The 24,021-nt window shown below is 69.8% G+C and carries 28 protein-coding genes, 1 tRNA gene and 1 pseudogene; 24 read left to right on the top strand and 6 right to left on the bottom strand.

The window, feature by feature from the left end; genetic code table 11:
* The first annotated feature begins 10 nt into the window (after nucleotides 1–10).
* From AB1K56_RS01340 to AB1K56_RS01290, 11 genes are all read left to right on the top strand, one after another.
* The gene (locus AB1K56_RS01340) at nucleotides 11–175 is read left to right on the top strand and encodes a DUF4244 domain-containing protein (RefSeq protein WP_371204203.1); all 165 of its coding nucleotides are present in this window, start codon (nucleotides 11–13) and stop codon (nucleotides 173–175) included.
* A gap of 3 nt (nucleotides 176–178) precedes the next feature.
* A complete protein-coding gene (locus AB1K56_RS01335) occupies nucleotides 179–1,678 on the top strand; it encodes a recombinase family protein (RefSeq protein ID WP_371204202.1) in 1,500 nt (499 codons plus the stop codon).
* Between the two features lie 41 nt (nucleotides 1,679–1,719).
* A complete protein-coding gene (locus AB1K56_RS01330) occupies nucleotides 1,720–1,938 on the top strand; it encodes a hypothetical protein (RefSeq protein ID WP_371204201.1) in 219 nt (72 codons plus the stop codon).
* 859 nt (nucleotides 1,939–2,797) lie between these two features.
* On the top strand, nucleotides 2,798–3,265 hold the full coding sequence (locus tag AB1K56_RS01325) for a hypothetical protein (RefSeq protein WP_371204200.1): 468 nt from the start codon (nucleotides 2,798–2,800) through the stop codon (nucleotides 3,263–3,265).
* Nucleotides 3,262–4,638: an AAA family ATPase gene (locus AB1K56_RS01320; protein ID WP_371204199.1), complete on the top strand. Its 1,377-nt coding sequence runs from the start codon at nucleotides 3,262–3,264 to the stop codon at nucleotides 4,636–4,638. Before AB1K56_RS01325 ends, AB1K56_RS01320 begins: the two co-directional genes overlap by 4 nt.
* 3 nt (nucleotides 4,639–4,641) lie before the next feature.
* On the top strand, nucleotides 4,642–5,385 hold the full coding sequence (locus AB1K56_RS01315; RefSeq protein WP_371204198.1) for a hypothetical protein: 744 nt from the start codon (nucleotides 4,642–4,644) through the stop codon (nucleotides 5,383–5,385).
* Nucleotides 5,382–5,600: a hypothetical protein gene (locus tag AB1K56_RS01310; protein WP_371204197.1), complete on the top strand. Its 219-nt coding sequence runs from the start codon at nucleotides 5,382–5,384 to the stop codon at nucleotides 5,598–5,600. Before AB1K56_RS01315 ends, AB1K56_RS01310 begins: the two co-directional genes overlap by 4 nt.
* A gap of 123 nt (nucleotides 5,601–5,723) precedes the next feature.
* Nucleotides 5,724–5,945: an LSm family protein gene (locus AB1K56_RS01305; RefSeq protein ID WP_371204196.1), complete on the top strand. Its 222-nt coding sequence runs from the start codon at nucleotides 5,724–5,726 to the stop codon at nucleotides 5,943–5,945.
* Entirely contained in the window at nucleotides 5,942–6,262 is a 321-nt protein-coding gene (locus tag AB1K56_RS01300) for a hypothetical protein (protein ID WP_371204195.1), read from the top strand. The genes AB1K56_RS01305 and AB1K56_RS01300 overlap by 4 nt, the downstream gene beginning before the upstream one ends.
* A 208-nt stretch (nucleotides 6,263–6,470) precedes the next feature.
* Nucleotides 6,471–6,668 (top strand): hypothetical protein, encoded by a 198-nt coding sequence (locus tag AB1K56_RS01295; protein ID WP_371204194.1) that lies wholly within the window; start codon nucleotides 6,471–6,473, stop codon nucleotides 6,666–6,668.
* 61 nt (nucleotides 6,669–6,729) lie between these two features.
* A complete protein-coding gene (locus AB1K56_RS01290; RefSeq protein ID WP_371204193.1) occupies nucleotides 6,730–7,284 on the top strand; it encodes a hypothetical protein in 555 nt (184 codons plus the stop codon).
* Here AB1K56_RS01290 and AB1K56_RS01285 read toward each other — a convergent pair.
* Entirely contained in the window at nucleotides 7,235–7,804 is a 570-nt protein-coding gene (locus AB1K56_RS01285) for an NINE protein (RefSeq protein ID WP_371204192.1), read from the bottom strand. The genes AB1K56_RS01290 and AB1K56_RS01285 overlap by 50 nt on opposite strands.
* Before the next feature lie 121 nt (nucleotides 7,805–7,925).
* Here AB1K56_RS01285 and AB1K56_RS01280 point away from each other — a divergent pair, with 121 nt between their 5' ends.
* The 12 genes and pseudogenes from AB1K56_RS01280 (at nucleotide 7,926) to AB1K56_RS01225 (ending at nucleotide 18,148) form a co-directional block, all read left to right on the top strand.
* Nucleotides 7,926–8,468 carry a hypothetical protein gene (locus AB1K56_RS01280; protein ID WP_371204191.1) on the top strand — a complete coding sequence of 181 codons (543 nt, stop codon included), beginning with the start codon at nucleotides 7,926–7,928 and terminating at the stop codon, nucleotides 8,466–8,468.
* Between the two features lie 232 nt (nucleotides 8,469–8,700).
* Nucleotides 8,701–8,805: pseudogene (locus AB1K56_RS01275) on the top strand (DUF4244 domain-containing protein); the annotation flags it as partial.
* Nucleotides 8,802–9,158, top strand: coding sequence for a TadE family type IV pilus minor pilin (locus AB1K56_RS01270; RefSeq protein WP_371204190.1), 357 nt, complete (start codon nucleotides 8,802–8,804; stop codon nucleotides 9,156–9,158). The pseudogene AB1K56_RS01275 and the gene AB1K56_RS01270, both read left to right, overlap by 4 nt.
* A 17-nt stretch (nucleotides 9,159–9,175) precedes the next feature.
* On the top strand, nucleotides 9,176–9,487 hold the full coding sequence (locus AB1K56_RS01265) for an Rv3654c family TadE-like protein (RefSeq protein WP_371204189.1): 312 nt from the start codon (nucleotides 9,176–9,178) through the stop codon (nucleotides 9,485–9,487).
* A 60-nt stretch (nucleotides 9,488–9,547) separates the two neighbouring features.
* Nucleotides 9,548–12,481 (top strand): type I DNA topoisomerase, encoded by a 2,934-nt coding sequence (topA, locus tag AB1K56_RS01260; RefSeq protein WP_371204188.1) that lies wholly within the window; start codon nucleotides 9,548–9,550, stop codon nucleotides 12,479–12,481.
* Nucleotides 12,478–13,152: a dTMP kinase gene (gene tmk / locus AB1K56_RS01255; RefSeq protein ID WP_264631288.1), complete on the top strand. Its 675-nt coding sequence runs from the start codon at nucleotides 12,478–12,480 to the stop codon at nucleotides 13,150–13,152. Before topA ends, tmk begins: the two co-directional genes overlap by 4 nt.
* Before the next feature lie 92 nt (nucleotides 13,153–13,244).
* Nucleotides 13,245–14,423, top strand: a complete 1,179-nt coding sequence (locus AB1K56_RS01250; RefSeq protein ID WP_371204187.1) for a DNA polymerase III subunit delta' — start codon at nucleotides 13,245–13,247, stop codon at nucleotides 14,421–14,423.
* Nucleotides 14,420–15,961: an alpha/beta hydrolase gene (locus tag AB1K56_RS01245; protein WP_371204186.1), complete on the top strand. Its 1,542-nt coding sequence runs from the start codon at nucleotides 14,420–14,422 to the stop codon at nucleotides 15,959–15,961. The genes AB1K56_RS01250 and AB1K56_RS01245 overlap by 4 nt, the downstream gene beginning before the upstream one ends.
* A 56-nt stretch (nucleotides 15,962–16,017) precedes the next feature.
* On the top strand, nucleotides 16,018–16,689 hold the full coding sequence (gene deoC / locus AB1K56_RS01240; RefSeq protein ID WP_136586674.1) for a deoxyribose-phosphate aldolase: 672 nt from the start codon (nucleotides 16,018–16,020) through the stop codon (nucleotides 16,687–16,689).
* A gap of 65 nt (nucleotides 16,690–16,754) precedes the next feature.
* A tRNA-Thr gene (locus AB1K56_RS01235) sits at nucleotides 16,755–16,827 on the top strand.
* Between the two features lie 276 nt (nucleotides 16,828–17,103).
* Entirely contained in the window at nucleotides 17,104–17,499 is a 396-nt protein-coding gene (locus AB1K56_RS01230) for a hypothetical protein (protein WP_371204184.1), read from the top strand.
* A 70-nt stretch (nucleotides 17,500–17,569) separates the two neighbouring features.
* Nucleotides 17,570–18,148: an isochorismatase family protein gene (locus tag AB1K56_RS01225; RefSeq protein WP_371204183.1), complete on the top strand. Its 579-nt coding sequence runs from the start codon at nucleotides 17,570–17,572 to the stop codon at nucleotides 18,146–18,148.
* Here AB1K56_RS01225 and AB1K56_RS01220 read toward each other — a convergent pair.
* The 3 genes from AB1K56_RS01220 to AB1K56_RS01210 form a co-directional block, all read right to left on the bottom strand.
* Nucleotides 18,137–19,255 (bottom strand): ATP-binding protein, encoded by a 1,119-nt coding sequence (locus tag AB1K56_RS01220; RefSeq protein WP_371204182.1) that lies wholly within the window; start codon nucleotides 19,253–19,255, stop codon nucleotides 18,137–18,139. The two genes, AB1K56_RS01225 and AB1K56_RS01220, sit on opposite strands and share 12 nt — an antisense overlap.
* A 107-nt stretch (nucleotides 19,256–19,362) precedes the next feature.
* A complete protein-coding gene (locus AB1K56_RS01215; RefSeq protein WP_371204181.1) occupies nucleotides 19,363–20,952 on the bottom strand; it encodes a molybdopterin-dependent oxidoreductase in 1,590 nt (529 codons plus the stop codon).
* Nucleotides 20,953–21,057: 105 nt separating this feature from the next.
* A complete protein-coding gene (locus AB1K56_RS01210) occupies nucleotides 21,058–21,987 on the bottom strand; it encodes a DMT family transporter (RefSeq protein WP_371204180.1) in 930 nt (309 codons plus the stop codon).
* An 80-nt stretch (nucleotides 21,988–22,067) separates the two neighbouring features.
* Here AB1K56_RS01210 and AB1K56_RS01205 point away from each other — a divergent pair, with 80 nt between their 5' ends.
* Complete coding sequence (locus AB1K56_RS01205; protein ID WP_371204179.1) at nucleotides 22,068–22,556, top strand: Lrp/AsnC family transcriptional regulator; 489 nt, start codon at nucleotides 22,068–22,070, stop codon at nucleotides 22,554–22,556.
* Between the two features lie 75 nt (nucleotides 22,557–22,631).
* Here the strand turns inward: AB1K56_RS01205 and AB1K56_RS01200 are convergent, their stop codons facing one another.
* Together AB1K56_RS01200 and AB1K56_RS01195 are read right to left on the bottom strand one after the other, a co-directional pair.
* Nucleotides 22,632–22,817 carry a hypothetical protein gene (locus AB1K56_RS01200; RefSeq protein ID WP_136586667.1) on the bottom strand — a complete coding sequence of 62 codons (186 nt, stop codon included), beginning with the start codon at nucleotides 22,815–22,817 and terminating at the stop codon, nucleotides 22,632–22,634.
* Nucleotides 22,818–22,911: 94 nt separating this feature from the next.
* Nucleotides 22,912–23,952 (bottom strand): aldo/keto reductase, encoded by a 1,041-nt coding sequence (locus tag AB1K56_RS01195; RefSeq protein WP_264631221.1) that lies wholly within the window; start codon nucleotides 23,950–23,952, stop codon nucleotides 22,912–22,914.
* Between the last annotated feature and the right edge of the window lie 69 nt (nucleotides 23,953–24,021).

The following is a 24,021-nucleotide window of genomic DNA, read 5'->3' as shown; positions in this document are numbered from 1 at the left end:
AGGAGACCCCATGTCCGACCCCACTCTCGCCGGATCGCGCCCGTCCGTCCCCCGGCCCCTGCCCCCGCTGACCGGCCCGAGCGCGCGACGATTGTTCCTCGACGAACGCGGAGCCGCCACCGCGGAGTACGCGATCGCGACGATGGCGGCGGTTGAGGCATTGGGGCAGACTTGAGCCATGACCCCGAAGTCGATCACCCGCGCCGCGATCTACGCCCGGCAATCTGTCGCCGCTGACGAGCTCCTCGCCGATCAGATCGCCCGCTGTCGCGACCTGGCGTCCGCGAAGGGCTTCGAGGTCGTCGAGGTGTACAGCGACAACAACGTCAGTGGCTACAAGGCGCGCGAGGCTGGGACGGCATTTTCCCGGATGCTTGAGGACGCGCGCGCGGGGCGCTTCGACGTCCTCATCGTGCGGAAGCTGGACCGCCTGGGTCGCTCGCTGACCGCGCTGGAGTCATTCGCGGCGGCCCGCGTCGCCGTCGTGACGATCGACGAGAACATCGACCTCACGACGGTAAACGGGCGACTCATGGCGAACCTTCTGACCTCTGTCGCCCGCGCTGAGGTTGAGATCAAGGCAGAACGTCGAGTGAATGCCAACAACGCGCGGCGCGCTCGTGAGAGTGGCGGCATTCCCACCTCGGGTCGCGTCCCCTACGGCTATCGCTGGGTGCCGACGAAGGAGCGCGGCGACGGCGACGCCTATGTCATCGACGGACCGAAAGGCGAGCCGGGGACGCCGGCAGAACGCGACGACGACCGCGCCGCGGACGTGCGGGAGGTCTACGACGCCTTCCTCGCGGGCGTTCCGCTCGGCTCGATCGCGCGCGACCTCAACGCGAAGGGGCGACGCACCGTCCCGACGAAGAATCACCCGGAGGGCGTGCCGTTCACCCCGACGACGCTTCGACGCATGCTCATGTCGCCCTACTACTGCGCGCGGATGCCGCTCGAGGCCGCGGAGAAGTACGACCAGCGCGCCCTGAACCGCGGGACGACGACACCGGGACGGTGGGAGCCGATCGTCAGCGTCGAGGAATGGGAAGCGGCGAAGGCGCGACTCGAACACCCGGAGCGCAAGACGTCGCCGGGACCGTCGCGGAAGTGGCTCCTCTCAGGACTGGCCGTGTGCGGCGTGTGCCGGACACCGATCCGGGCGGGCGGCGGGGAAAAGGGCGTACATAGCTACCGCTGTTCGTCGATGGCTCACTTCATGCGACGGGGCGACCCTCTCGACCGCTTCGTCGAGCGCGTCATCATCGCCCGTCTCGCACGACCGGATGCGGTCGACCTTCTCGACGATCGTGAACGCGGCGACGCTGACGCGCTGCGCGCCGAGCGGGAGCGGCTGACGACGGCGATTCGTCAGGCGGGTGACGACGAGATGGACGGCCTCATCGACCGCGCCGAGCGCGTGCGCCTCACCAAGCGCGCCAACGGTCGCATCTCCGAGATAGATGACAAGCTCCGCTCAGGCGCCGACGTGGACGCGCTCGCCGGCATCATCGGCGCCGGCGATGTCGCGAGGACGTGGGACACGCTGACGCTCGGGCGCAAGCGCGCGATCCTCGAGGCCCTCGCGACCGTCGTCGTGCACAGCGTCGGCCAGGGCAACCGCCGCAACATGAGTGACGAGGCGATGGCTAAGACGGTCGACTTTGAGTGGCACGGTTGAGGGCAACAGGTCCGGCAACGACGCGCTTCTACGCTGAGCGCATGGACTTCTACCCTGGCGACACTGTGGTGCTCCACGACAATCAGGTGGGCACCGTGCTTGAGCCTGCCGGCGCAGGTCGCGGCTACCTCGAGTACAGCTACCCCAACAGATCCAGTCGCGGACGACACGGCGTCAAGGCGTATCCCGTTCTGCTTGACGGCGGCGAGATCCGCGTCTTCGTAGCGTCCGCTCTAACGCTCCCCGGTCAGCCCGAATAGCGACAGCGGGCGCCGTTGCTTTTCCGGCGCACCCGAGCGGCGTTAGCTAACTCCGACCTCAGACGCGGAGTTATCGGCGTGCGGCGGGATAACTCGACGCTCAGACGGGGAGTTGTGGGGCGACCGCGTGCGGTCACGGGTGCGGGCGACAGGTCCGGCCCCTTATCTGCCTCGTGCGCGAGACATAGCGACCCGCAATCCTGCTCGCGAGACTGATTCCAGATCCGGGACGTGGAATGAGATGCGGCGTCCAACCCGTTCCAGACATTCCAACTGCGCGAGCGACAGTCAGGAACCCCGTGTTTACGCGGTTCTCGGGGACTCATTCCAATCGTTCCAAACGTTCCAGTCATTCCATTCCGAGCGTGTCCCCCGTAGGGGGCACGCCGCTCTGGAATTTGGAACAGAGCGCGACGTCTCGGTCGCACGCTGGGAAGTAAACAAGGTCCGTCGCCGCTCCTCGCCACCCGGCCCCGCCCCGGGAGCAGAAGTAATAGCTACTCACTAAAGCCCAGATCAAGAGCAAATCTTGACGGATACAACGTCGATGGTGATAATAAGAGGCAGGAGGTCGGGGTCGGCACCCGCTCCCGTAGTAACGAAGCCTGCGGCGATCCGCAGAGCGCAATTCCGAGCAGGACGCACAGAAGCGTTTCGGTCGTAAGGCGAGACCGAGGTACCGAGCTATATCGGCCAACAGCCCTCACCCGAGGAATGTTGCCGTGAGCTTTCCCGTCCCGCCGATCCGCCCCTCTGCCGAGGTCGATACCGCCGCCCGCATTGCACAGCAGGCACCGCCACTTAGCGACGCAACCCGCGCGCGTCTCGCCCTCCTGTTCAAGCCTTCGGCGGTCGGTCGATGACCGGCAAGCCGGCGCCGGGCCGCGCCGCGAGCGGTCGCGCTGGCATGGAGTCCCGCTGGGCCGCCCACCGCGCCGCGCGCCTCGCAGCAGGTCTCCCCGCGACCGTCCGCGAGGAGCAGGGCCGCAAGCCCGACCGCTTCACGGACCCTGCCATCGAGGCAATCTGGATCGACCGTGCCGAGGCTGCCGGCGTCATCCCCTCAGGCTGCACGTCCACTCAGCGCCGCCGTACCGCGTTCCGCTACGCGCAGGCCGTGACGGCCGAGACCTCGCGTCGCGCCGCCGAGAAGGTCACTACGCCTCTCACCGGGACCGACGAGCGCATTGCCTACTACGAGGCCGAGATTGAGCGTCTGGCGAGCGCCGAGCGGATGGACCGTCGCCGCGCCGATGAGCACCAGCGCCAGCGCGAGGCCGCCGAGTCGATCCTCGCCGACCTTCTGTTTCGCGAGGGTCGCGAGTGAGCGGGCTCGTTCCGCGCTCGCGGGCGGACGTTCTCGACGAGCTCGCGGTCATCCTCGACTCCGTTCGCGACACCGCCGACCCGGCGCGCATCGAGGCCGCCGCACACGCCGCCGCGCGCCGGGTGCCGAGCGTCTACCTCGACAGCGCGGAAGTGTGCCGGCGCATCGTCGACGCGGCACCCGAGGCGGAGGGCAAAGAGCTTCGGGCGATCGAGAAGGCCGCGAAGCGGGGCTATCGTCACGGCGCACTCTCCCTCGAGATCGCGGCTCTCACCCCTGTGAGCAAGCTCGCCGAGGCTTTCGAGTACGAAGAGCGCAAGGCGTACAAGCGGCGCGAGCAGCAGATCAACCGCGAGCTCGCCGACGAGGGTAACGACCGCCCGCCCCTCGTGTCGCATCTTATGGACTGGACAGGGCTCCTCGCCCAGCCCGACCCCGAGTGGGTTCTCGAAGGTGTCATCCCGGAGAGCGGAACGGTCATCTTCTACGGGCCTTCCGGCATCGGCAAGTCTTTCGTCGCGCAGTCCGTCGCCGCAGCCGTCGCCGGAGGTTACGACTGGCTCGGCCGTCCTACCTCTCAGGGCAAAGTTCTCTACGTCTTCGCGGAGGGTGCCTCGGGCGCCGGGAAGCGCTTCCAGGCCCTCTCTGACGCCTGGAACAAGGGCGAGCCTCTGGCGGGTCTCTCGGTGCTCCCGATTGCGCCCGACATGACTTCCGACGCGGACGTGTCGGAGCTCGAAGCCCTCAACGCAGAACACGACTTCGCCGTCATCATCTTCGACACCCTCAACCGCGTTGCCGGTTCGGCCGAGGAGAATTCAGCGACCGCGATGAGCGGAGTGCTGAGCAGTATCGAGCGCATCCGTCGCGCTGGATCTCGCACGACGAGCATCATCGTCTCGCACGCTGGCAAGAACGGTGATCTCCGCGGTTCCACTGCGCTCTGGGCGGCGGCCGACACTGTTCTCGAGCTGAGCGGCGAGCCGGAGCATCTCAAGCTCGAAGCGCGCAAGCAGAAGGACGCCCCGGAGGGGATTGTCGGACACCTTCGCCTCAAGCCCTCAAGCCGACACGAAACGCTCATCGTCGAGGGCGTCGCGCCGGGTCAGGGCACCCCTTCCGGAGCCGTGAGCGCGCGCGTCGAGGAATCGCTTGCTCATTTCGTCCGGTCATTCGGAGAGACAGGTGCCACCCGAACGCAATTCGTCGATCTCCTCGTCGAGCTCGGCGTCGCGAAGAAGAGCACCGCCTTCACCTATGTCAACGACCTCGTGAAGCTCGGCCGTCTCGACGCGGCCCGACAGGGCACACGCGGCACCTACTTGACCCTTCCCACCCGCACCACCTTTCCCATCCCGAGCAAGGAGAACTGACGCATGGCTACCACCACCCTCAGCATCGAGTCCGTTGGCTACAGCGCCGCTTCGGCGGGCTACGGCTACACGACGACGACCATCGTCCGGGGCTCGCGCGTCCCGGCGATCGAGAAGGCCGTTGCCGCCTTCGACAAGGCCCACGCGGCCGACGTCGAGATCAAGCGCAAGCTCGAGGTCGCCCGAACGACCGTCCAGCGCTTCGACGAGATCGCGCAGATGGAGGCGTCCAGCGCCGGAGCGACCGGCCGCAAGTTCGATCCCGCGGAGGTGCGCTCTCGCAAAGTCGCCGCGGTCCAGGCGCTCGAAGACTTGGAGCTCGAAGCCGTCGCCTCGAGCAGCTTCCTGACCTCCGTTCGCAGCGACTACATGACCGCCCTTCGCGAGAACCTCGAAGCGCTTCGCAAGGCCGCCCGCGACGAGGCTGCCGACTGCGCCGTCCGGCTGACGACCGCCCTGGAACTCACCAATAGCACCGCCGAGCGTCTCGGCGCAGTCGTGACGCTTCTCGGGGGCGCGGGTGAGCTCGCGAACGGCATGCAGCCTACGCTCACGGCTCCCCGCACCTCGGCGGACAACATCAACGACGGCGGCTTCCCGAACGTCCTCGCGAGTGTCGCGGCCGGCGAGATCGAGCGGTCGCTCGGGTGGCTCTCACGCTGGACTGCACGCGCCGACGAGGAGGCCGAGGTGCGCAAGGCCGAGGCGAAGAAGGCGAAGGCCGAGGCCGCGGGCGGCGAGGCATGACGACCTCTCTGGATCGCGACTTCGGCGCTCCGGACGACCGCACCTGGACTCTCGACGAGCTCTACGACGAGATCACCCGGCAGGCGGTCGACGCGATCGAGCGGCGCGACGGCGACGTCGTGGCCGTCCTCGACGTCCTCCTCGACGTCGCCCGACTTCGCGGGGGCATCACAGATCACCGGAGCGCGAGCGATGGCCACGGTGACGCCTTCTGACGTCTACAGGGCCGCCGTGGTGGCAGCGATCCGTCAAGAGATCGACCGGCACGACGACGAGCGCTGGGAAGCGCTGACAGCCGCATACCGCGGCATCCGAAGCATCGAGGAAAGGAACCTCTTGTGATCCACGACTGGATGGGGCGACAGGTGCGACTGTCGCCCCGCACCGGGCACCAGATCGACGGCGTGCTTTCCGCTGTCGATCAGTACGGCGTCACTCTGCACGACACCCATCCGACGCATCCGCTGGACGCCGCATTCGAGTGGGGAACCGTCCACATCCCTTGGCGCAACGTCGCCAGCACTCACCTGCTCACCGATACCGAAGGAGACCCCTCGTGACCGATGCACGACACCTCAAGGCCCGCGAGGCTGCGCTTCTCGCCGAGCTCCGCGCCCGCCGTAGCGCAAGCGAGAAGCAGGCCGCTCTCATCACCGGCGACGGAGACGAAGAGACCGCCTACGAGGCGTACAGCGGCCCCCTGAGCACGTCTGAGCGCCAGGCCCGCGCCGTCCTTCACTCGGGCGCACAGCGGACCGACGGCACCGCTTCCGAGCGACAGTCGCGCGCAGCGCGGGGCATCGACCCCGGCGAGGAGAGCGACTACGACCGCAAGCGTCGCCTCATCCGCGAGGCGTTCAACCGTTCGGAGGGCTGAGGGATGCCTTGCCGGGTTGATCGGTCGCCTGAGACGGGGGATCTCGTCGTGTGCGATTGCGGCTACGCGGGAGGCCCGTTCACCAATGCGGGCGAAGCTCGCGACGCCGCGCGACGGCACCGGCACGCCCATCCGAAGCCCCGAACCCCCAGACAGCCCGATCAGGGCGACTAGACCCCCGAGAACACCAACAGAAGGAGAATCACTCGTGCCCACCACACAGGTCGTCCAGACGATCGCTCAACCGTCAGGCTCCGTCGACCTCGCGGCGGTCAAGCTCGCAGCGGCGAAGGTCGTCAACTCGAGCGCTACGACCGCGCACGGCGTCACCGTCGAGTCGATCGCAGGATCGTACACACAGACTGGCGGCCACTCGACCGTCATCCACTTGCTCGTCCGGACCTAACGCGACGACCGGGGCGCCCTGCCAGCTTCGGCCGGTGGGGCGCTTCGGCGTAGGAGGCACCATGACCAACCGTGACGAGCTCGTCGCCCGCCTGCTCATCGAGGAGAGATGGGCGCACCTCCACGCGCGCGGCAACCGTGATGAAGCGAGCGACCTGTCGGCACTCCCGATCGAGCGCGGTGGACTCGGCCGGCGCCTGCACCCGGCGACGCTTAAAGCTCGCATCCGCTCCTACGACGCCAAGCGCGCGCAGCGGCTCGAGGAGCAGCGCAACCAGGAGCGGGAACGCCGCGTGCACAAGGCCGTGCTCGCCGCCATCCGCGCCGACAAGCGTGTCGCCAGCCTCGCCGGGAGCAGCGACCCTGACGCTTACAGTGCCGCTCTACGCGCCTACGAACGGGCTGAGGAGCTCGTCGACAAGCGACGGGTCGAGCACGTTCCCCTCACCCGCTGGATGCGCGACAGCGACGAACTCGACGTCTCCCTCGAACTGCGCGAGGCAGTGCTAGGCATCGAGCGGGCAGGTGACGCAAGGGGCCTCGCGACACTACTGCGACTCCGAGAGATCAGGCGGCGTAGGGTCGCGCGTTCTCCTCACGGACCATCCGCGGGATGAAGAAGAGATCCAAGATCCACCAGATGCCGGCGGCGATGACCATGAAAGTGCCGACGACAAGGCCAATTGTGAACCAGCCGATCCACCACAGGCAGAGAAACCCGATTGCCGAACCGACGCGACCGAGGTAGAAGCGATGCGCGGCGAAACCTCCGAGCAAGATCGCGAGGAGGTAGGCGATGCCGGACTCCTTACGGGCACGCATCACTACTGGGGTGGGCGCATACGCCCCCTGTACCCACTGTGCACCGTCCCACCACTGCATCTGCCCGCCCTGACCGGGATACCAGCCGGGAGGGGGAGAAACGCGGGCGGGCTCAAGGGCTGCCGAGCTCGCGGCCTCGGGGACGACCACGACTCCAGGTCGATAGTTGCGCTGCCAGTGGTCGTAATGCGCGCGCGACAGCGCCTCATCGCTGGCGATAGAGCGCGCCTGCGCGTCGCTCATATCGATTCCCACTGATCGCCGCGCTGCCGGATTGGTGAGCAGCGCGCGGAACTGCTCAAAAGACGTCCCCATAGCCGGAGCATAGCGACCGCGCCGTCGCCCCGCGGAAAAGGGGGAGGCACGACACGGGACGGAGCGACCACTGCTCTTCCCGCAGGCGATATGGTCAACGAATTACCTAGACGGGGGGCACATGTCACACAGGGAGTTGCGGAAGTTCACGGCAGAGAGCCTGGCGGCGACCGCAGACGATTGGAAGTCGATCGCGGGGGAGGACGAGTTCCAGGCCGAGCTATCGACGCTGTTCGAATGGTGCGAGGACCATCTCGAGCATCGGGATGGCGACGCATTCGCTCTGGATCTCTACGACCCGGATACGAACCACACCGGGGCGATCCTCGAAATCGTGCGGACGAAGCGCGGCGTCATGACCAAGCTGCTCAAGTTGTATCCCAGTCCGGAATTTTGGAACGCGGACAGCGACCCTGTTCAACGCGACGCTTTGGGGCGCCTCTACGGCGATGCATTTGTTTCCGTGATTGGGGACGGGATAGGCCTCACCGACCCAAGTGTGATAGGAAGTGGTACGACCGAGGTTGACGAGATCAAAATCTTCGGGCGTACCAACGCCATGTACGAGCTCCTGCGCAGTGTTGTGCTGTTCTGGTCGAGCTCGCACACAGGATGGGACGCTAAGATGGAAGGCCGTTGGCTAGCACTCTCGAGACGAAAGTAGGCGGGTCACGATGATCACCACTCAGGCAGAGTCCATCAGGGGCACTGTGATGCAGGCCTTTGAGTCCCTCACGAGTTCGCAGATCCGCGAACTTGTCCATGCGCCTTACGCGGAGCTCCGATCCGAGCTTCTCATGCCGCTTGCGGCGTGACTTACACAAAGCCCCCGTCCAGACTGGACGGGGGCTTTTTCGTGCCCTCTGCCGCCGGTAATCCGCTCTAACACATCAAAAGTGGCCGCGGTGGCCTTCGCCGGCCTGCTCGTCGTCATCATGCGCAGCGACGAGGTGCGCGGCATCCTGACCGATCTCGTGCGTCGCGCGCTGACCGTGCAATGAACCCGTCGTTAGTCTCTCGACTCCGTGGCCTGGGGGAGCGGGGAGCGGTCGCCGCGGAGTTCGCCGTGGCGCTCCCCGCGGTCCTGATCGTGCTCGCCCTCGGCGTCGGGGCGCTCGGCACCGCGGCGACCACGCTGCGCCTGCAGCACGCGGCGATCGAGGGGGCGCGCCTGCTCGGTCGCGGCGACGACGCGGGGGCGTCGGCCGCCCTCTCCGCGGCCGGGGGCACGATGACGGTGAGCCGCGGCGACGGCCTCGTCTGCGTCGCGTCGTCGGCGGCGGTCGGCCCTCCGCTCGCCCTCCCGCTCCCGGTCTCGGTGGCGCGCGCGTGCGCGCTCGACGGGGGACGCTGATGGCGGGGAGCGTGTCGATGATCGGTGTCGTCGCGGTCGTCGTGGGCGCCACCGTGGCGATGGCGGCCGTCGGCGGTGCGGCCGTGACCGCGCGACGCGTGGCCGGAGCGGCGGATGCCGCGGCGCTCGCGGCGGCCGACACCGCCAGCGGGGCGGTCCCGGGCTTCCCGTGCGACGCGGCGGAGCGGGTGACGGCGGCGGCGGGATGGCAGCTGACGGAATGCCATGTCGACGGCCTGGTCGCCACGGTCACCGTCGCCGGGGCGTACGGTGGAGTTCCCCTCGATGCGCGCTCGCGAGCCGGACCTCCCGATGTCTCGAGCCCGTGAGACCTCCCGGAACCCGGACAGGGAGGCGTGTGTATGGTGTGCATCGAAGAAAGGACCCCAGTGGCAAACGGAAAGAAGCTCGTCATCGTCGAGTCCCCGACGAAGATGAAGTCGATCCAGGGATACCTCGGCGACGACTACGAGGTGCTCAGCTCGGTCGGTCACATCCGCGACCTGGCGTCGAAGAAAGAGATCCCGGCCGACAAGAAGGCCGCGTACGGCAAGTACTCGATCGACGTCGAGAACGACTTCGACCCCTTCTACGTGGTCAACGACCGCAAGACGAAGACGGTCGCCGAGCTCAAGCGCGCGCTGAAGACCGCCGACGAAGTCCTGCTCGCCACTGATGGTGACCGCGAGGGCGAAGCCATCGCGTGGCACCTGCTCGAGGTGCTCAAGCCCAAGGTCCCCGTGCGCCGCATGATCTTCCACGAGATCACCAAGGACGCGATCAAGGAGGCCGCCGAGCACACCCGCGAGCTCGACGTCTCGCTCGTCGACGCCCAGGAGACCCGCCGCGTCCTCGACCGCCTGTACGGATGGGACGTCTCGCCGGTGCTGTGGCGCAAGGTCGGTTCCGGCCGCGAGGGCACGGCGCTCAGCGCCGGCCGCGTGCAGTCCGCCGCCACGCGCATGGTCGTGGAGCGCGAGCGCGAGCGCATGGCGTTCGTCTCCGCGTCCTACTGGGACGTCGAAGCTCTCGCCTCGCAGTCCGGTTCGTCCTTCACCACGCGCCTCAACCGCCTCGACGGCGCCCCCATCGCCCGCGGTGGCGACTACGACGACAACGGTCAGCTGAAGAAGGCCGTCGTGGTCCTCGACGAGGCGGCCGCGCGCGCCCTGGCCGAGGCGATCACCGCCGCCGGCCGCGCCACCGTCGCCAAGGTCGAGGCGAAGCCCGGCACGCGCAGCCCCCGCGCCCCCTTCACGACCTCCACGATGCAGCAGGAGGCCGGTCGCAAACTCTCGATGAGCGCCAAGCACGCCATGGGCGTCGCTCAGCGTCTGTACGAGAAGGGCTTCATCACCTATATGCGTACCGACTCGGTCGCGCTGTCGGGGCAGGCCATCGCGGCCGCCCGCGCGCAGGCCGTGGCGCTGTACGGCGACAAGGCCGTTCCCGCCAACCCCCGCGTGTACAAGAGCAAGTCGAAGAACGCGCAAGAGGCGCACGAGGCCATCCGCCCCTCGGGAGAGAACTTCCGCACGCCGGCGTCGCTGGCATCCTCGCTCGACCGCGACGAGCAGAAGCTGTACGACCTCATCTGGAAGCGCACCGTCGCCAGCCAGATGGCGGATGCCAAGTACGAGACGACCACGGTCACGCTTACGGTGCAGGCGGGGGCCCAGGTCGCCGAGTTCACGGCATCCGGGACCGTCTACACCTTCAAGGGGTTCCTCGAGGCGTACGAAGAAGGCGCCGACGAGAAGCGCAACGACGACGACGCCGACCAGTCGTTGCCGGCCGTATCGGTGGGCGACGAGTTGACGGTGAGCGAGGTCGAGCCGAAGGGCCACAGCACCTCTCCGAAGCCCCGCTACACCGAGGCGAGCCTGGTCAAGGCGCTCGAAGAGAAGGGGATCGGCCGTCCGTCGACCTTCGCGAGCATCATCGGCGTGATCCTCGATCGTGGGTACGTCACCAAGCGGGGGCAGGCGCTCGTCCCGAGCTGGCTCGCCTTCAGCGTGGTGCGTCTGCTCGAGGAGCACTTCGCCGATCTCGTCGACTACGACTTCACGGCCGCGCTCGAAGACGACCTCGACGCGATCGCCCGCGGCGAGCAGCGGCGCACCGAGTGGCTGAAGTCGTTCTACTTCGGGTCTGAGAAGCAGGTGGGCCTGCGTCACATCGTCGACAACCTGGGTGAGATCGACGCCCGCGAGCTCAACTCGACGCGCATCACCGACACGGCGACGCTCCGCTTCGGCAAGTACGGCCCCTACCTCGAGGTCACCGACCCCGCGGCCGACGCCGATGCCAAGCCGCGCATCGTCAACATCCCTGAAGACCTCGCCCCCGACGAGCTCACGCCCGAGAAGGCGCAGGAGCTCATCGACGCGCCCGTCGCCGGCGACCGCGTCCTGGGCGAGAACCCCGACAACGGCAAGCTCGTCGTCGTGAAGGACGGTCGGTTCGGTCCCTACGTGCAGGAGACGGATGCCGAGGAGCCCGAGGAGGTCGACCAGGCCACGGGCGAGGTGGTCGAGGCGCCGAAGAAGCGCGGCGTGAAGAAAGAGGCCGCTCCGAAGCCGCGCACGGCATCGCTGTTCCGGTCGATGTCGGTCGACACGATCGATCTCGGCACGGCCCTGCAGCTGCTGTCGCTCCCGCGCGTCGTCGGCGCCGACCCGGCGACGGGCGAGGAGATCACTGCGCAGAACGGTCGCTTCGGTCCCTACCTGAAGAAGGGCACCGATTCCCGCTCGCTCGACAACGAGCAGCAGATCTTCGACATCACGCTCGAAGAGGCTCTGGCCAAGTACGCCGAGCCGAAGTACGGCGCGCGGCGCGCGTCGAGCGCGCTGAAGGAGTTCGAGGCGGACCCGGTCAGCGGCAAGCCGATCAAGCTGAAGGACGGTCGCTTCGGCCCCTACGTCACCGACGGCGAGACCAACGCCACGGTGCCGCGCGGCGAGAACGCGATGGAGATCACCTTCGAGCGAGCCGTCGAGCTCATCGCCGACAAGCGTGCCAAGGGTCCCGCGCCCAAGCGCGCGGCCGCGGCGCGCAAGCCGGCGGCGTCCAAGACCGCGGCGTCCAAGACGACGGCGACGAAGACGACGGCGACGAAGACGACAGCAACCAAGGCGACCGCGACGAAGACGACGGCGAGCAGGGCCGCTGCGTCCAAGACGACCGCCGCGAAGACCGCCACCGCGAAGACGGCCTCCACGAAGACGGCGGCGACGAAGACGGCGGCGACGAAGACGGCCGCGACGAAGACCGCGACCACGTCGTCGACCACCCGCAAGGCCCCGGCGAAGACCTCGTGACCGGCGCCGCTTCCCGGCCGCTGCACGCCCCTCCGGCGGCGGCGGCCGGGGGTCCCGGCCTGTTCGTCACCTTCGAGGGCGGCGACGGCGCGGGCAAGACGACGCAGGCTTCGCTGCTCGAGCAGTGGCTCGTCGGCGAGGGACGCGAGGTCGTGCGCACGCGCGAGCCCGGCGGCACGGAGGTCGGCGTCCGCATCCGAGACATCGTGCTGCACCACCGCGGCCACATCGCCGCCCGCGCCGAGGCGCTGCTCTACGCCGCCGACCGCGCCCACCATGTCGAGACGGTCGTGCAACCGGCCATCGCGCGCGGCGACGTCGTGATCCAAGACCGCTACCTCGATTCGTCCGTCGCCTACCAGGGGGCCGGACGCGTGCTCGACGCCGATGACGTCCGCGCGCTGTCGCTGTGGGCGACCGGCGGGTTGCTGCCCGATCTCACGGTCCTTCTCGACCTCGACCCGACGGCCGCGCGCCGTCGTCTCGACGCCGACGACAAGCCCTTCGACCGGCTCGAGGCGGAGAAGAGCGACTTCCACGCGCGGGTCCGGGCGGGGTTCCTCACCCTGGCCGAGCGCGAACCCGACCGGTTCGTGGTCCTCGACGCCACGCAGCCGCCCGAAGTCCTCGCCGCCCGCGTGCGCGACGCCGTGTCGGCCCGGGTGAGCTGACGACGACCGACGGGATCGTTTCGCGCGAATCGACGCACACCGTCAGCCGACGCCCAGCAGGGGTGTCGGACCCCGGGCTTAGGGTGGAACGCATGTCCGTCGCGCTCGAGTCGTCTCCGCGGGCCGCCGACGCGGCCCCCTTCCCGTGGGACGCCGTCTGGGGCCAAGACGAGGCGGTCACGACGCTGCGCCACGCGGCATCCGACCCGGCCGCTCTCGCCCACGCCTGGCTCATCACCGGCCCGCCCGGGTCGGGGCGCTCGACGCTCGCCTACGCCTTCGCGGCGGAGCTCATCGCCGACCCCGGCGACGAGCGCGCGCAGCATCAGGTGCTCGCGCGCACGCACCCGGATCTCACCGCGCTGCGGACGGAGCAGGTGGTCATCCGCATCGACGAAGCCCGACGTCTCGTGGAGCGGGCCTCGTTCGCACCGTCTCTCGGACGTCACCGCGTGATCGTGGTCGAGGACGCCGACCGCATGGCCGAGCGCACCTCGAACGTACTGCTGAAGGCCCTCGAAGAGCCGCCCGAGAAAACCGTCTGGGTCCTGTGCGCCCCGAGCGACGCCGATCTGCTGCCGACGATCCGCTCGCGCGTGCGCGTGCTGAGACTGCGGGAGCCCTCTGTCGCCGACGTGGCCGGGCTCATCGTCGAGCGCACCGGCGTCTCCGCCGAGGTGGCCGAAGAATCGGCGCGGCACGCGCAGCGTCACATCGGCATGGCGCAGCGTCTCGCCACCGACGACGACGCCCGAGCCCGTCGGGCGCAGACCCTCGCGGCGGTCCTGGCCGTGCGGGGCATCGGCGACGCGGTCGAGGTCGCGGGGCAGATCGTGCGCCTGGCGACCGACGACGCGAAGGCGCTGACGGCCACGCGCGACGAAGAAGAGCGTCGCGCCCTGCTGCGCATGCTCGGCGTCGCCGAGGGGGCCGCCGTGCCTCCGTCGGTTCGCGGGCAGGTCAACGCGCTCGAAGACGATCAGAAGCGACGGGCGACGCGCAGCCTGCGCGACGGGATCGACCGCGTGCTCACCGACCTCCAGTCGCTGTTCCGCGACGTGGTCATGATCCAGTACGGGCGTGAGGCCGACCTCGTCAACGTCGAGCGGCTCGATGCGCTGCGCGCGCTCGCGACCCAGTGGACGCCCGCGCGGACCCTGGGCGTGCTGGACCGCATCTCCGTGACGCGCCGCAACCTCGAGCAGAACGCCGCACCCCTGCTGGCCCTGGAGAGTCTCATGATCACGGTGGCGAACGGATCCGCGCCGTGAGCCTGCGTCGACGGGTCGCGGCCCTGATCGGCGGCCTCGCGGTCGTCGCCCTCGCACTGTCGGGCTGCCTCTACGCGCAGATCCCGCCGATGGCGCCCGACGGCGGTCGCTCGCTCGCCCCGCAGACGCAGGGCGTCGACGCCGCCCTCCTTCCCTACTACGGGCAGACGCTCACCTGGTCGGCCTGCGGCAGCGCGGGCTTCGACTGCACCACGGTGACCGCGCCGCGCGACTACTCCGACCCGTCGGCCGGTGATCTGAGCCTCGCGGTCATCCGGCACCGTGCGACGTCGGGACAGTCGCTCGGCTCCCTCCTGACGAACCCCGGCGGTCCCGGCGTCAGCGGTGTCGACACCGTCCGCGACTCGCTCTCGCTCGTCGCCGACGAGGCCCTCACCCGGTCGTTCGACGTCATCGGGTTCGACCCGCGCGGAGTGGGTCAGTCGACCGCGGTGTCGTGCTACGACGCCGCGGGGATGGACGCCTATCTCTACGACATCCCTCCGGGAGCCCGGGGGAGCGACGAGCGCAACACCGCTCTCGAACAGCGGCAGGCAGATTTCGCCCAAGCGTGCGAGGCAGGCAGCGACGGCATCCTGCCCTACATCTCCACCGAGAACGCGGCACGCGACATGGACCTGCTCCGCGCGGTGCTGGGCGACGAGAAGCTCAACTACCTCGGGTTCTCGTACGGTTCGCTGCTCGGCGCCACCTACGCGGGGCTGTTCCCCGAGCGCGTCGGACGCATGGTGCTCGACGGCGGCATCGACCCGAGCCTCGCGGGCAGCGAGAGCGGCATCGCCCAGGCGGTGGGCTTCGAGAACGCCCTGCGCGCGTTCATGGCGGACTGCCTGCGCACGTCTGAGTGCCCGTTCTCGGGCTCGGTCGACGACGCGATGGACGACGTGGCGTCGATGCTGGCCCGCGCCGACGCGCGCCCCCTCGCCAACGGCGACGGGCGCCTCCTCGGCGCCGACACGCTGCTCACGGCCATCGTCGCCGCGCTCTACAGCGACCAGAACTGGCCCTACCTGCGTGTGGCCCTGGCCGACGTGCAGAACGGCGACGCCTCCGTCGCCTTCCAGCTCGCCGACTTCTACAACGGCAGGGTCGACGGCCGGTACACCGACAACACCATGCAGGCGCTGCGCGCGTACAACTGCGTCGACTACCCCCGCGAGGACGACGCCGACGAGACCGCGGTGCAGCAGCAACTCGCGCAGGAGGCTCCCGTCGTCGCGCCCTACTGGGTCGGGCCCGATGCGTGCGCGGCCTGGCCCGCGCCCCCGACCGGCGCCCCCGCCGCCATCACCGCTCCGGGCTCGCCGCCCATCGTCGTCCTGGGGACGACGGGCGACCCGGCCACGCCCTACGCCGAAGCGCAGGCTCTCGCCGCCCAGCTGTCGCAGGGCGTCCTCGTCACGTACGTGGGCGAGGGGCACCTCGCCTACAACAAGGGCAACGACTGCGTGAACTCCGCCGTCGACGATTACCTCGTCGACGACACCGTCCCCGCCGCCGACCTGCGCTGCGAGTAGCCCGCCCGCGCCGCCGTGCGCCTACGCTTGATCCGTCACATCCCGAGGAGACCCCTATGACCGCGCCCATCGCCGACCTGGCGACCTACATCGACCACACGCTGCTCAAGCCCGAGGCCACCCGTGCCGACGTCGAGCGCGTCATCGCCGAGGGGGCCGAGCTCGGCACCTACAGCGTGTGCCTTTCTCCCTCGTTCCTTCCGGTGGAGTTGCCCGAGGGCCTCAAGCTCGCGGTCGTGTGCGGATTCCCCAGCGGCAAGCACCACGCCGAGGTCAAGGCCGCCGAGGCGGCCCTCTCGGTGGCGCAGGGCGCGCACGAGATCGACATGGTCATCGACATCGGGGCGGCGATCGAGGGACGCTACGACGTCGTCGAGGCCGAGATCCGCGCCGTCCGCACGGCTGCTCCCGCCCCCACGGTCCTGAAGGTCATCATCGAGTCCGCCGCGCTCTCCGACGAGGCCATCGTCGCCGTGTGCGAGGCCGCGGTCGCCGCGGGTGCCGATTTCGTCAAGACCTCGACGGGCTTCCACCCCGCGGGCGGCGCCACCGTCCACGCCGTCCGGCTGATGAAGCAGACGGTCGGAGATCGCGCCGAGGTCAAGGCATCCGGGGGCGTGCGCACGCGCGCCGCGGCCGAGGAGATGATCGCCGCGGGCGCGTCTCGACTCGGTCTGTCGTCGAGCCGCGACATCCTCGCGGACCGCTCCGCCAGCGGCGACTACTGAGCGCGTACCGCGAGGGCCGCTGAAGCATGTAAGATCGATGATCGTGCACGCGACAGCGCGCACATGCCGCCTTAGCTCAGACGGCAGAGCGATTCACTCGTAATGAATAGGTCAAGGGTTCGATTCCCTTAGGCGGCTCCGAAGGCCCCCACCCGCTTCCACCGGGTGGGGGTCTTTCTTCGTCTACGCGATGATCGGCCCGAGCACTTCTCATCGGCGGAGACCACGGCAGCGCGAGGATGAGCGGCCGCAGACTCCTCATCGCCCCACGCCCCGTGACCCCCCGGGAGCACCGTTCACGCTCCTCCGCTCTCCCATGCCCCGTGCAGGCCCCGGAAGCGCCGAAGAGGCCCGATAGGCTGGGAACTCCCGTTCCGCGCCCTGGTGGCGCCCCTCCCGCCCTCAGGAGCCCCGTTGTCGAACGCCCTCGATGCCCTCATCGAGATCTTCACGTGGGTGGGGCTCGGTGGCGGGTCGCTCCTCGCCTTCGTCGCGGTGTTCCTGTTGCTCCTGGACGGGACGTGGCTCCCGGCGCGTGCGGTGGTGGAACACGTCGACGGCGGCCGCGTCGTGCGCTGGTTCGATGAGCACGGCGGCGTCAACGAAGCGCCCCTCTCCGCTCACGACGACGCGAAGGTCGGCTCCGCCGACATGGCCGACATCTTCTACCGCCGCGGTTCGGCCCACCGCATGCGCCTCACCCGCTCGTCGCCCGTGGTGCGCTTCCTCTCGCTGCTCGCGGGAGGCGTCCTGGCGCTGGGCGTAGTGGCGTTCGTGGTCTCGATCGTCCTGCTCTTCGCCCGCGGCTGACCCGGGGTCACGGCGTCCGCCCGACGCGGATGCCGACGCCGCGGACGATCGTGACGCGTAGGCTCGGCTCATGAGCCGGGCCCTGTTCATCGTCGACGTCCAGAACGATTTCACCGAGCGCGGGGCGCTGGGTGTCGAGGGAGGCGACGAGGTCGCCGCGCGGATCTCGCGCTACCTCGACGCGCACGCGGGGGAGTACGCCGTCGTGGTGGCCTCGCGCGACTGGCATCACGGCGACGACGACAACGGCGGGCACTTCTCCGCCACCCCCGACTTCATCGACACCTGGCCGGTGCACTGCGTGGGCGGCACCTACGGTGCCGAGTACGACGAGGTGTTCGACACGGGTCGCGTCACCCATCACCTCAAGAAGGGACAGGGTCGGCCGGCCTACTCGCTGTTCGAGGGAGTGTCCGACGACGGCGAGACGGCCGCGCAGATCCTCGACGGCCACGGCATCCTTCAGATCGACATCGTCGGCATCGCCACCGACTACTGCGTGCGGGCGTCCAGCCTGGACGCCGTGGCCGCGGGCCGCGACGTGCGGGTGCTCACCGACCTGATCGCCGGGGTGCATCCCGACTCCAGTGCCGCAGCGCTGCGCGAGATCGAGGCGGCCGGCGCCGTCCTCGCGCGCTCAGAGGACTGAGTCGCCCGCGTCGGGCTCCTCGTCGGCGCGGGGGATCGTCACCGTCACGGTCGTGCCCTCGCCCGGGGCGCTCTGGATGCGCACGGTGCCCCCGTGCTCCGACACGATGCGGTGGACGCTCGACAGTCCGATCCCGCGACCACCGTCGGTCGCGACGGCGAACCGGCCCCGCTCGCCCTCGTGCGTGATCGAGGCGAGGTCGTCGGGATGGATGCCGCGACCGTAGTCCCGCACGCGGACCGCGGCGCCCTCGTCGGTTTCGAAGGCGTCGACCTCGATGACGTCGTCGGAGTACTTCGCGGCGTTCTCGAGGACGTTGGCGATCGCGCGTCGCAGTCCGAGCACGTCGGCCCGCACCGGGACGGCATCCATGGTCCCGAAGCGCACGCGCCCGAGGTCGCCGGGGAGCACGAGGGCGACCGCCCCGCGGGCGATGAGGTCGAGGGTGGCGCGACGACGGCCGCGCTCGGACGTGGAATCGACGTCGGCCATGAGCGCCTGGGCCATCGCGACGATGTGGTCGCTGGCCTCGCCCGCCAGACGCAGCAGGCGGTGATCGGGCGGGAGGTCGTCGGCGAGGAGGTCGAGGTAGCCGCGCAGGGCCGTCACGGGTGAGAGCAGGTCGTGCGCGAAGGTGCGCTGCAGGGCGGCGCGCTCGTCGGCCGCCTGCTTCTCGCTGGTGAGGTCGCGCACGATCTTCACGAAGCCGAGCACCTGGCCCTGGTCGCTGCGGATGGCCGAGATCGTCACGCGCGCCCAGAACTCGCTGCCGTCGCTGCGCACGCGCCAGCCGGTGTCTTCGACGTGGCCATCGCGCTGTGCAGCGGCGAGCAGTTGATCGGGGATGCCGCGGCGCCGGGCCTCTTCGCGGTAGAAGCGGGAGAAGTGCGAGCCCAGGATCTCGTCTTCGGTGTACCCCTTGATGCGCTCCGCGCCGAGGTTCCACCCGCGGACGAATCCGCCGCTGTCGAGCTTCACGATGGCGAAGAGGTCGACCTGCTCATCCCAATCGCGCGGGATGGAGCGCCGGATGCTCGTCAACGGGTGCGCGGGGTCGACCCCGGGGACCGTCGGGAGGGTCGGCGGCTCATCGGGCACGGTGGTCATGCGGCCGCGCCGTCGGTCGGGCTGCTTGCTGAAGGCATGGGTCGATCATGTCGTTCCCCGCGCCACTCCACCAGCGATTGACACCGGCTCCCGCGCCGCTCACCGGCTCACGACGAGACCGTGACCAGCGTGCGCTGCCACCCGCTCGACCCATCGGGGGCGATGGGGGCCTGCTCCTGGATCTGCAGGTTCCCCTGCTTGTCGGTCGCGCGGACGGCGATGTAGTGGCTGCCGGCCTCAGCGGTCCACTCGAGGCGCCATTGCACCCACGACTGATCGTTGATCGGCGTCGACAGCTGCGTCTCCTGCCAGTCGCCGTTGTCGATCTGCACTTCGACCTTCTGCACGCCCACGGGCTGAGCCCACGCCATTCCCGCGATCACCACGGTGCCGGCGGGGACGGGGGTTCCGATCTTCGGCGTGTCAACCCGCGACGAGAGCTTGATGGGGGCTTCGGCCGCGTAGCCGCGGGGCGTCCAGTACGCCTCGTCCTTGTCGAAGCGCGTCACCGTCAGCTTCGCGACCCACTTCGTCGCGGAGACGTACCCGTAGAGCCCGGGCACCACCATGCGGACGGGGAACCCGTGCTCGAACGGGAGGGGTTCGCCGTTCATGGCCACCGCGAAGATCGCGTCGAGGTTGTCGTCGGTGAGCGCGCTGAGAGGAGTGGATGCCGTGTACCCGTCCACGCTCTCGGAGAGCACCATGTCGGCATCCGCCTGCACACCCGCCATGCGCAGCACGTCGCGGATGGGGACGCCGGTCCAGATGGCGTTGCCGACGAGGTTGCCGCCGACCTCGTTCGAGACGCAGGTCAGGGTGACGCCGTACTCGTTCAAGCCCATGTTCACGAGGTCGTCGAAGCTCAGCTCGACGGGGGTGTCGACCATGCCCTCGATCTGCAGGCGCCACGTGGTGGGGTCGACGTTGGGGACCGTGAGAGCGGTGTCTACGCGGTAGAAGTCGCCGTTGGGGGTGATGATCGGGCTCAGCCCGTCGATCTCCCAGTTGGCGCCCTCGGGCACGGTGACGGTCGTGCGCGGGGCGGGCAGCCGCAGCGCGTCGCGCGCGGCGGCGACGGAGGAGGTCGTGGCGTTGAGGATGCGCGATCCGACGCCGACGACGACCGCGCCGACCGCGGTGAGCCCGGTCAGCAGCAGGAACTGACGTCGACCGGCGCGGAGGCCCTCGATGTCGCGCTCCTCGGCGGCGGCGACCCAGCGCTTCAGGCGAGCGATGGTGAGGATGAGCACGACCACGCCGCCCACGGTGCCGAGCACCGGCGGCAGCCACGCAAGGGCTCCGGCGCCCGCGCGGGTGATGATGGCGGCGGTGGCGAGCGCCCCGCCGATCCCGAGGAGCACCGCACCGACCGGGCGGAAGCGGTACTGCAGGACTCCGGCGACGGCAGCGGCGACGGCCGCGCCGAGTCCGACGCCCACGAGGAGCGCGATCTTGTCGGTCTCGCCGAACAGCGTGATCGCGAGCTCTTTCAGCGGGCGGGGCACGATGTCGACGATGAACGACCCGACCGCGAGCACGGGGCTGGCCGATCGCGCGACGAGCGCGGCGAACAGCTCGGCGATCGCGAGGAGCGCGGCGGCCGAGACGATGCCGGCCAGGGCCGCCCAGATCCAGGCGTGCGGTCGGCGCACCGTCGTGGTGTCGGTGGTCCGTGCCGCGGTGTCGGTGGTCATGGCATCCCTCGTTTCCGGAGTCACGCACGCGCGACCCTGCCTCGCTACCTGTTCGGAGCGGAGAGGGGATCGGATCGCTCCGGATGCGAACGCACCCGCGCAGGCTCAGAAGGGCGTGCGGGCCGGCGGGCGGGAGGGGGCGAGAGCGAAGGCCGCGACGCCCGACACGATCAGCACCAGAGCGACGGTGAGCCCGGGCGTCACGTGCTCGCCGAGGAGGGGGACGGCCACGAAAGCGGTCAGCACGGGGCTGAGTGCTCCGGCGGCGGCGGGGATGCTGCTGCCGAGGTTCTTCACGGCCACGACGTAGCAGGCCGTCGACAGCAGGCCGGTGCCCACGCCCTGCAGCAGCGCGTACGCGCCCCACGCCGGGAGGTCGATCGAGCCGGTGAACAGCTGCGAGGGCAGCGCACCGGTGGCCGCGAGCGCGAGGGCGGCGACGACGGAGACGAGAGAGACCACGGCGATGACGCCCAGGGGGTCGAGCCGCGTGCGCGCGAGGCCGAGCGTGTAGGCCGCCCAGACGAGACCGGCGGTGAGCAGCACCGCGATCCCGCCGGGTCCGGCGGCGCCTCCGGTGAGGGCAGCGCTGGCAGCGACCCCGGCCACGATCGCGGCGAGGGCGATCAGGCGTTGCCGCGAGAGGGCCGCCCGCCCGCGGATCGCGAGCAGGATGGTGACGAAGAGGGGGACCGTTCCGGGGACGAGCAGTCCGGTGAGGGCCGCCGAGGTGAGATGGGCGCCCCACGCGAACAGCAGGAAGTGGGGGAGTCCCGCGAGCAGGATGAGGCCGATCACGGCCGGACGCTCCGCGCGCAGGCGTCGGAGCGTCCGCGGGATCCAGGGGGAGAGGGCCAGGGCGGGCACGCCGAAGCGCACGATGGCCGCGTCGCCGACGCCCATCCCGACTCCCTCGAGCGCCCGGGTAGACAGGGCGAACGACGACCACAGGCAGACGACGGCGGCGACGGCGGCCAGCCCCACCAGGGTGCGCCGCGAGAGGGCGGAGCGGCGGGCGAGGGGGAAGCTGGTCACCCCGCGAGCCTAGGAAGGGCCTCGCGGCAGACGATTGCGAATCTTGCGTCTAACGATCAGTAATTGGCAGAATCTGCCGCATGGAGTCTCTCGACGCGATCGATCGCCTCATCTTGGCGGAGTTGCAGCGCGACGGGCGCCTCAGCAATCAGGATCTCGCCGATCGGGTGGGCCTCTCACCCTCGCCCTGCCTCCGGCGCGTGCGCCGGCTCGAAGACGCGGGGGTCATCGCGGGCTACCGCGCCGTCGTCTCGCCGCCGGCGGTCGATCTCGCGATCACCGCGTTCGTGCGCTTGCGCCTCGCATCGCACGAGGGCGCGACGGTCGATGCCGTGGAGGAGAAGCTCCGCGCGATCCCCTCGATCGTGGAGGCGCACCTGCTCGCGGGGGACTGGGACTACCTCGTGCGGATCGTCACGCCGACCTTCGAGGAGTACGAGCGCCTGCTGCGCGAGCACCTGCGCTCGATCCCGTCGCTCGCCTCCATCGACACCACGTTCGCGTTCGGCGTCACCAAGCCGCTCTCCCCCCTCCCCGTCGACGGCGGGCACGCCGATCGGCGACGCTGACGGGCGACCGCCCGCTCGCGGCATCCGGAACGGGCGCCCCGGAACGGGCGCCCCGGGGCGGCCGGCCATCCGTGCTCAGCGCGCCCGACGCTGCTTCGCGAGTTTCGCCACCACCCGACGACGCACCTTCTGCACCTTGGGGTCGGTCCACACGCGATAGGCCACGGTCCCCGCCGCCACGGCACGGCCGATCGCCGTTCGCGCGATCACCGCCCCCGCCAGTCCCACGGCTCCGGTTCCGATCCATCGTGCAACGCCCATGGGGGCCTCCCTCTGTCAGGTGGAGTCCCAGCCAACGCGACGGAGGTGAGGATGCCACGCCGCTTGCGCCGCCCGGGGACGGTGTGCTGTGCGCTCAGGCGATGCGCTCGCCCACGGCCGCGGCGAACGGTTCGAGGGCGCTGATGACGTCGTCCGACAGAACCGTGGTGCTCGCGGCGACGGCATCGTCGATCTGGCTCGTCCGCGATGCGCCGATGATGGCGGTCGTGACGACGGGGTCGCGCAGCACCCACGCCACGGCGAGCTGGGGGATCGAGAGACCGGCTTCGCGGGCGACGCCGTCGATGCCGCGGATGCGCTCGAGGTAGTCGTCGGTGAGGGCCGAGGCGTCGAGGAAGCGGCTGTCGGCCGCCCGCGAGTCCGCCGGAACCGAGCCGTCGAGGTACTTGCCCGTGAGCAGACCCTGGGCCAGCGGCGAGAAGACCGCGCTGCCGACGGCGAGCCCGCGCAGCGTCGGGAACAGCTCGGCCTCGGGCGTGCGGTCGAACAGCGAGTACCGCGGCTGGTGGATGAACAGGCGCACGCCCTCGGCGGCGAGCAGCTCGTGCGCGCGGCGGGTGAGGTCGGCGGGGTAGTTCGAGATGCCGGCGTAGAGCGCCTTGCCGCTGCGCACGATGTCGGCGAGGGCGTGCACGGTCTCTTCGATCGGCGTGTCGGGGTCGACGCGGTGCGAGTAGAACACGTCGACGTAGTCGGTGCGCATGCGCGTGAGGCTCTGCTCGAGGGAACGCATCAGGTACTTGCGCGAACCGCCGTCGCCGTAGGGCCCGGGCCACATGTCGTAGCCGGCCTTCGTCGACAGGAACAGTTCGTCGCGGTAGCGACGCAGGTCGGTGTCGAGGACGGTTCCGAACGTCGTCTCGGCCGCGCCGTAGGGCGGGCCGTAGTTGTTGGCGAGGTCGATGTGCACGATCCCGCGGTCGACGGCGTGGCGCAGGATCTCGCGCTGCACGTCGAGGGGGCGCGCGCTCCCGAAGTTCTGCCACAGCCCGAGGGAGATGCGGGGGAGAGGGATGCCGCTGGCTCCGGCCCGCTGGAAGGGGACGTCGTCGTAGCGGGTTGCGGCGGCTTCGAACGGCGAGGTCAGGCGGGGGTCATCGGCGGCGATGGGCATGGGACTGCTGCTCCTGGGAACGGGGACGGGGGCGTTCCGACTCTGCCACGGCGTCCGCGATCCCGGGGG

The sequence above is a fragment of the Microbacterium sp. BWR-S6Y genome, from assembly GCF_041379845.1.
Lineage (GTDB): Bacteria > Actinomycetota > Actinomycetes > Actinomycetales > Microbacteriaceae > Microbacterium > Microbacterium hydrothermale.
This window is presented reverse-complemented; position numbering and strand designations above follow the sequence as displayed.

Bases quoted from the DNA above. Each gene is read 5' to 3' on its own strand.
- AB1K56_RS01315 (WP_371204198.1), top strand. From the start codon at position 4,642: ATGGCTACCACCACCCTCAGCATCGAGTCCGTTGGCTACAGCGCCGCT.
- AB1K56_RS01330 (WP_371204201.1), top strand. From the start codon at position 1,720: ATGGACTTCTACCCTGGCGACACTGTGGTGCTCCACGACAATCAGGTG.
- AB1K56_RS01225 (WP_371204183.1), top strand. From the start codon at position 17,570: ATGAGCCGGGCCCTGTTCATCGTCGACGTCCAGAACGATTTCACCGAG.
- AB1K56_RS01280 (WP_371204191.1), top strand. From the start codon at position 7,926: ATGTCACACAGGGAGTTGCGGAAGTTCACGGCAGAGAGCCTGGCGGCG.
- deoC (WP_136586674.1), top strand. From the start codon at position 16,018: ATGACCGCGCCCATCGCCGACCTGGCGACCTACATCGACCACACGCTG.
- AB1K56_RS01340 (WP_371204203.1), top strand. From the start codon at position 11: ATGTCCGACCCCACTCTCGCCGGATCGCGCCCGTCCGTCCCCCGGCCC.
- AB1K56_RS01195 (WP_264631221.1), bottom strand. From the start codon at position 23,952: ATGCCCATCGCCGCCGATGACCCCCGCCTGACCTCGCCGTTCGAAGCC.
- AB1K56_RS01290 (WP_371204193.1), top strand. From the start codon at position 6,730: ATGACCAACCGTGACGAGCTCGTCGCCCGCCTGCTCATCGAGGAGAGA.
- AB1K56_RS01270 (WP_371204190.1), top strand. From the start codon at position 8,802: ATGAACCCGTCGTTAGTCTCTCGACTCCGTGGCCTGGGGGAGCGGGGA.
- AB1K56_RS01310 (WP_371204197.1), top strand. From the start codon at position 5,382: ATGACGACCTCTCTGGATCGCGACTTCGGCGCTCCGGACGACCGCACC.
- AB1K56_RS01215 (WP_371204181.1), bottom strand. From the start codon at position 20,952: ATGACCACCGACACCGCGGCACGGACCACCGACACCACGACGGTGCGC.
- AB1K56_RS01250 (WP_371204187.1), top strand. From the start codon at position 13,245: ATGTCCGTCGCGCTCGAGTCGTCTCCGCGGGCCGCCGACGCGGCCCCC.
- AB1K56_RS01200 (WP_136586667.1), bottom strand. From the start codon at position 22,817: ATGGGCGTTGCACGATGGATCGGAACCGGAGCCGTGGGACTGGCGGGG.
- AB1K56_RS01325 (WP_371204200.1), top strand. From the start codon at position 2,798: ATGACCGGCAAGCCGGCGCCGGGCCGCGCCGCGAGCGGTCGCGCTGGC.
- AB1K56_RS01220 (WP_371204182.1), bottom strand. From the start codon at position 19,255: ATGACCACCGTGCCCGATGAGCCGCCGACCCTCCCGACGGTCCCCGGG.
- AB1K56_RS01265 (WP_371204189.1), top strand. From the start codon at position 9,176: ATGATCGGTGTCGTCGCGGTCGTCGTGGGCGCCACCGTGGCGATGGCG.
- AB1K56_RS01285 (WP_371204192.1), bottom strand. From the start codon at position 7,804: ATGGGGACGTCTTTTGAGCAGTTCCGCGCGCTGCTCACCAATCCGGCA.
- AB1K56_RS01335 (WP_371204202.1), top strand. From the start codon at position 179: ATGACCCCGAAGTCGATCACCCGCGCCGCGATCTACGCCCGGCAATCT.
- AB1K56_RS01205 (WP_371204179.1), top strand. From the start codon at position 22,068: ATGGAGTCTCTCGACGCGATCGATCGCCTCATCTTGGCGGAGTTGCAG.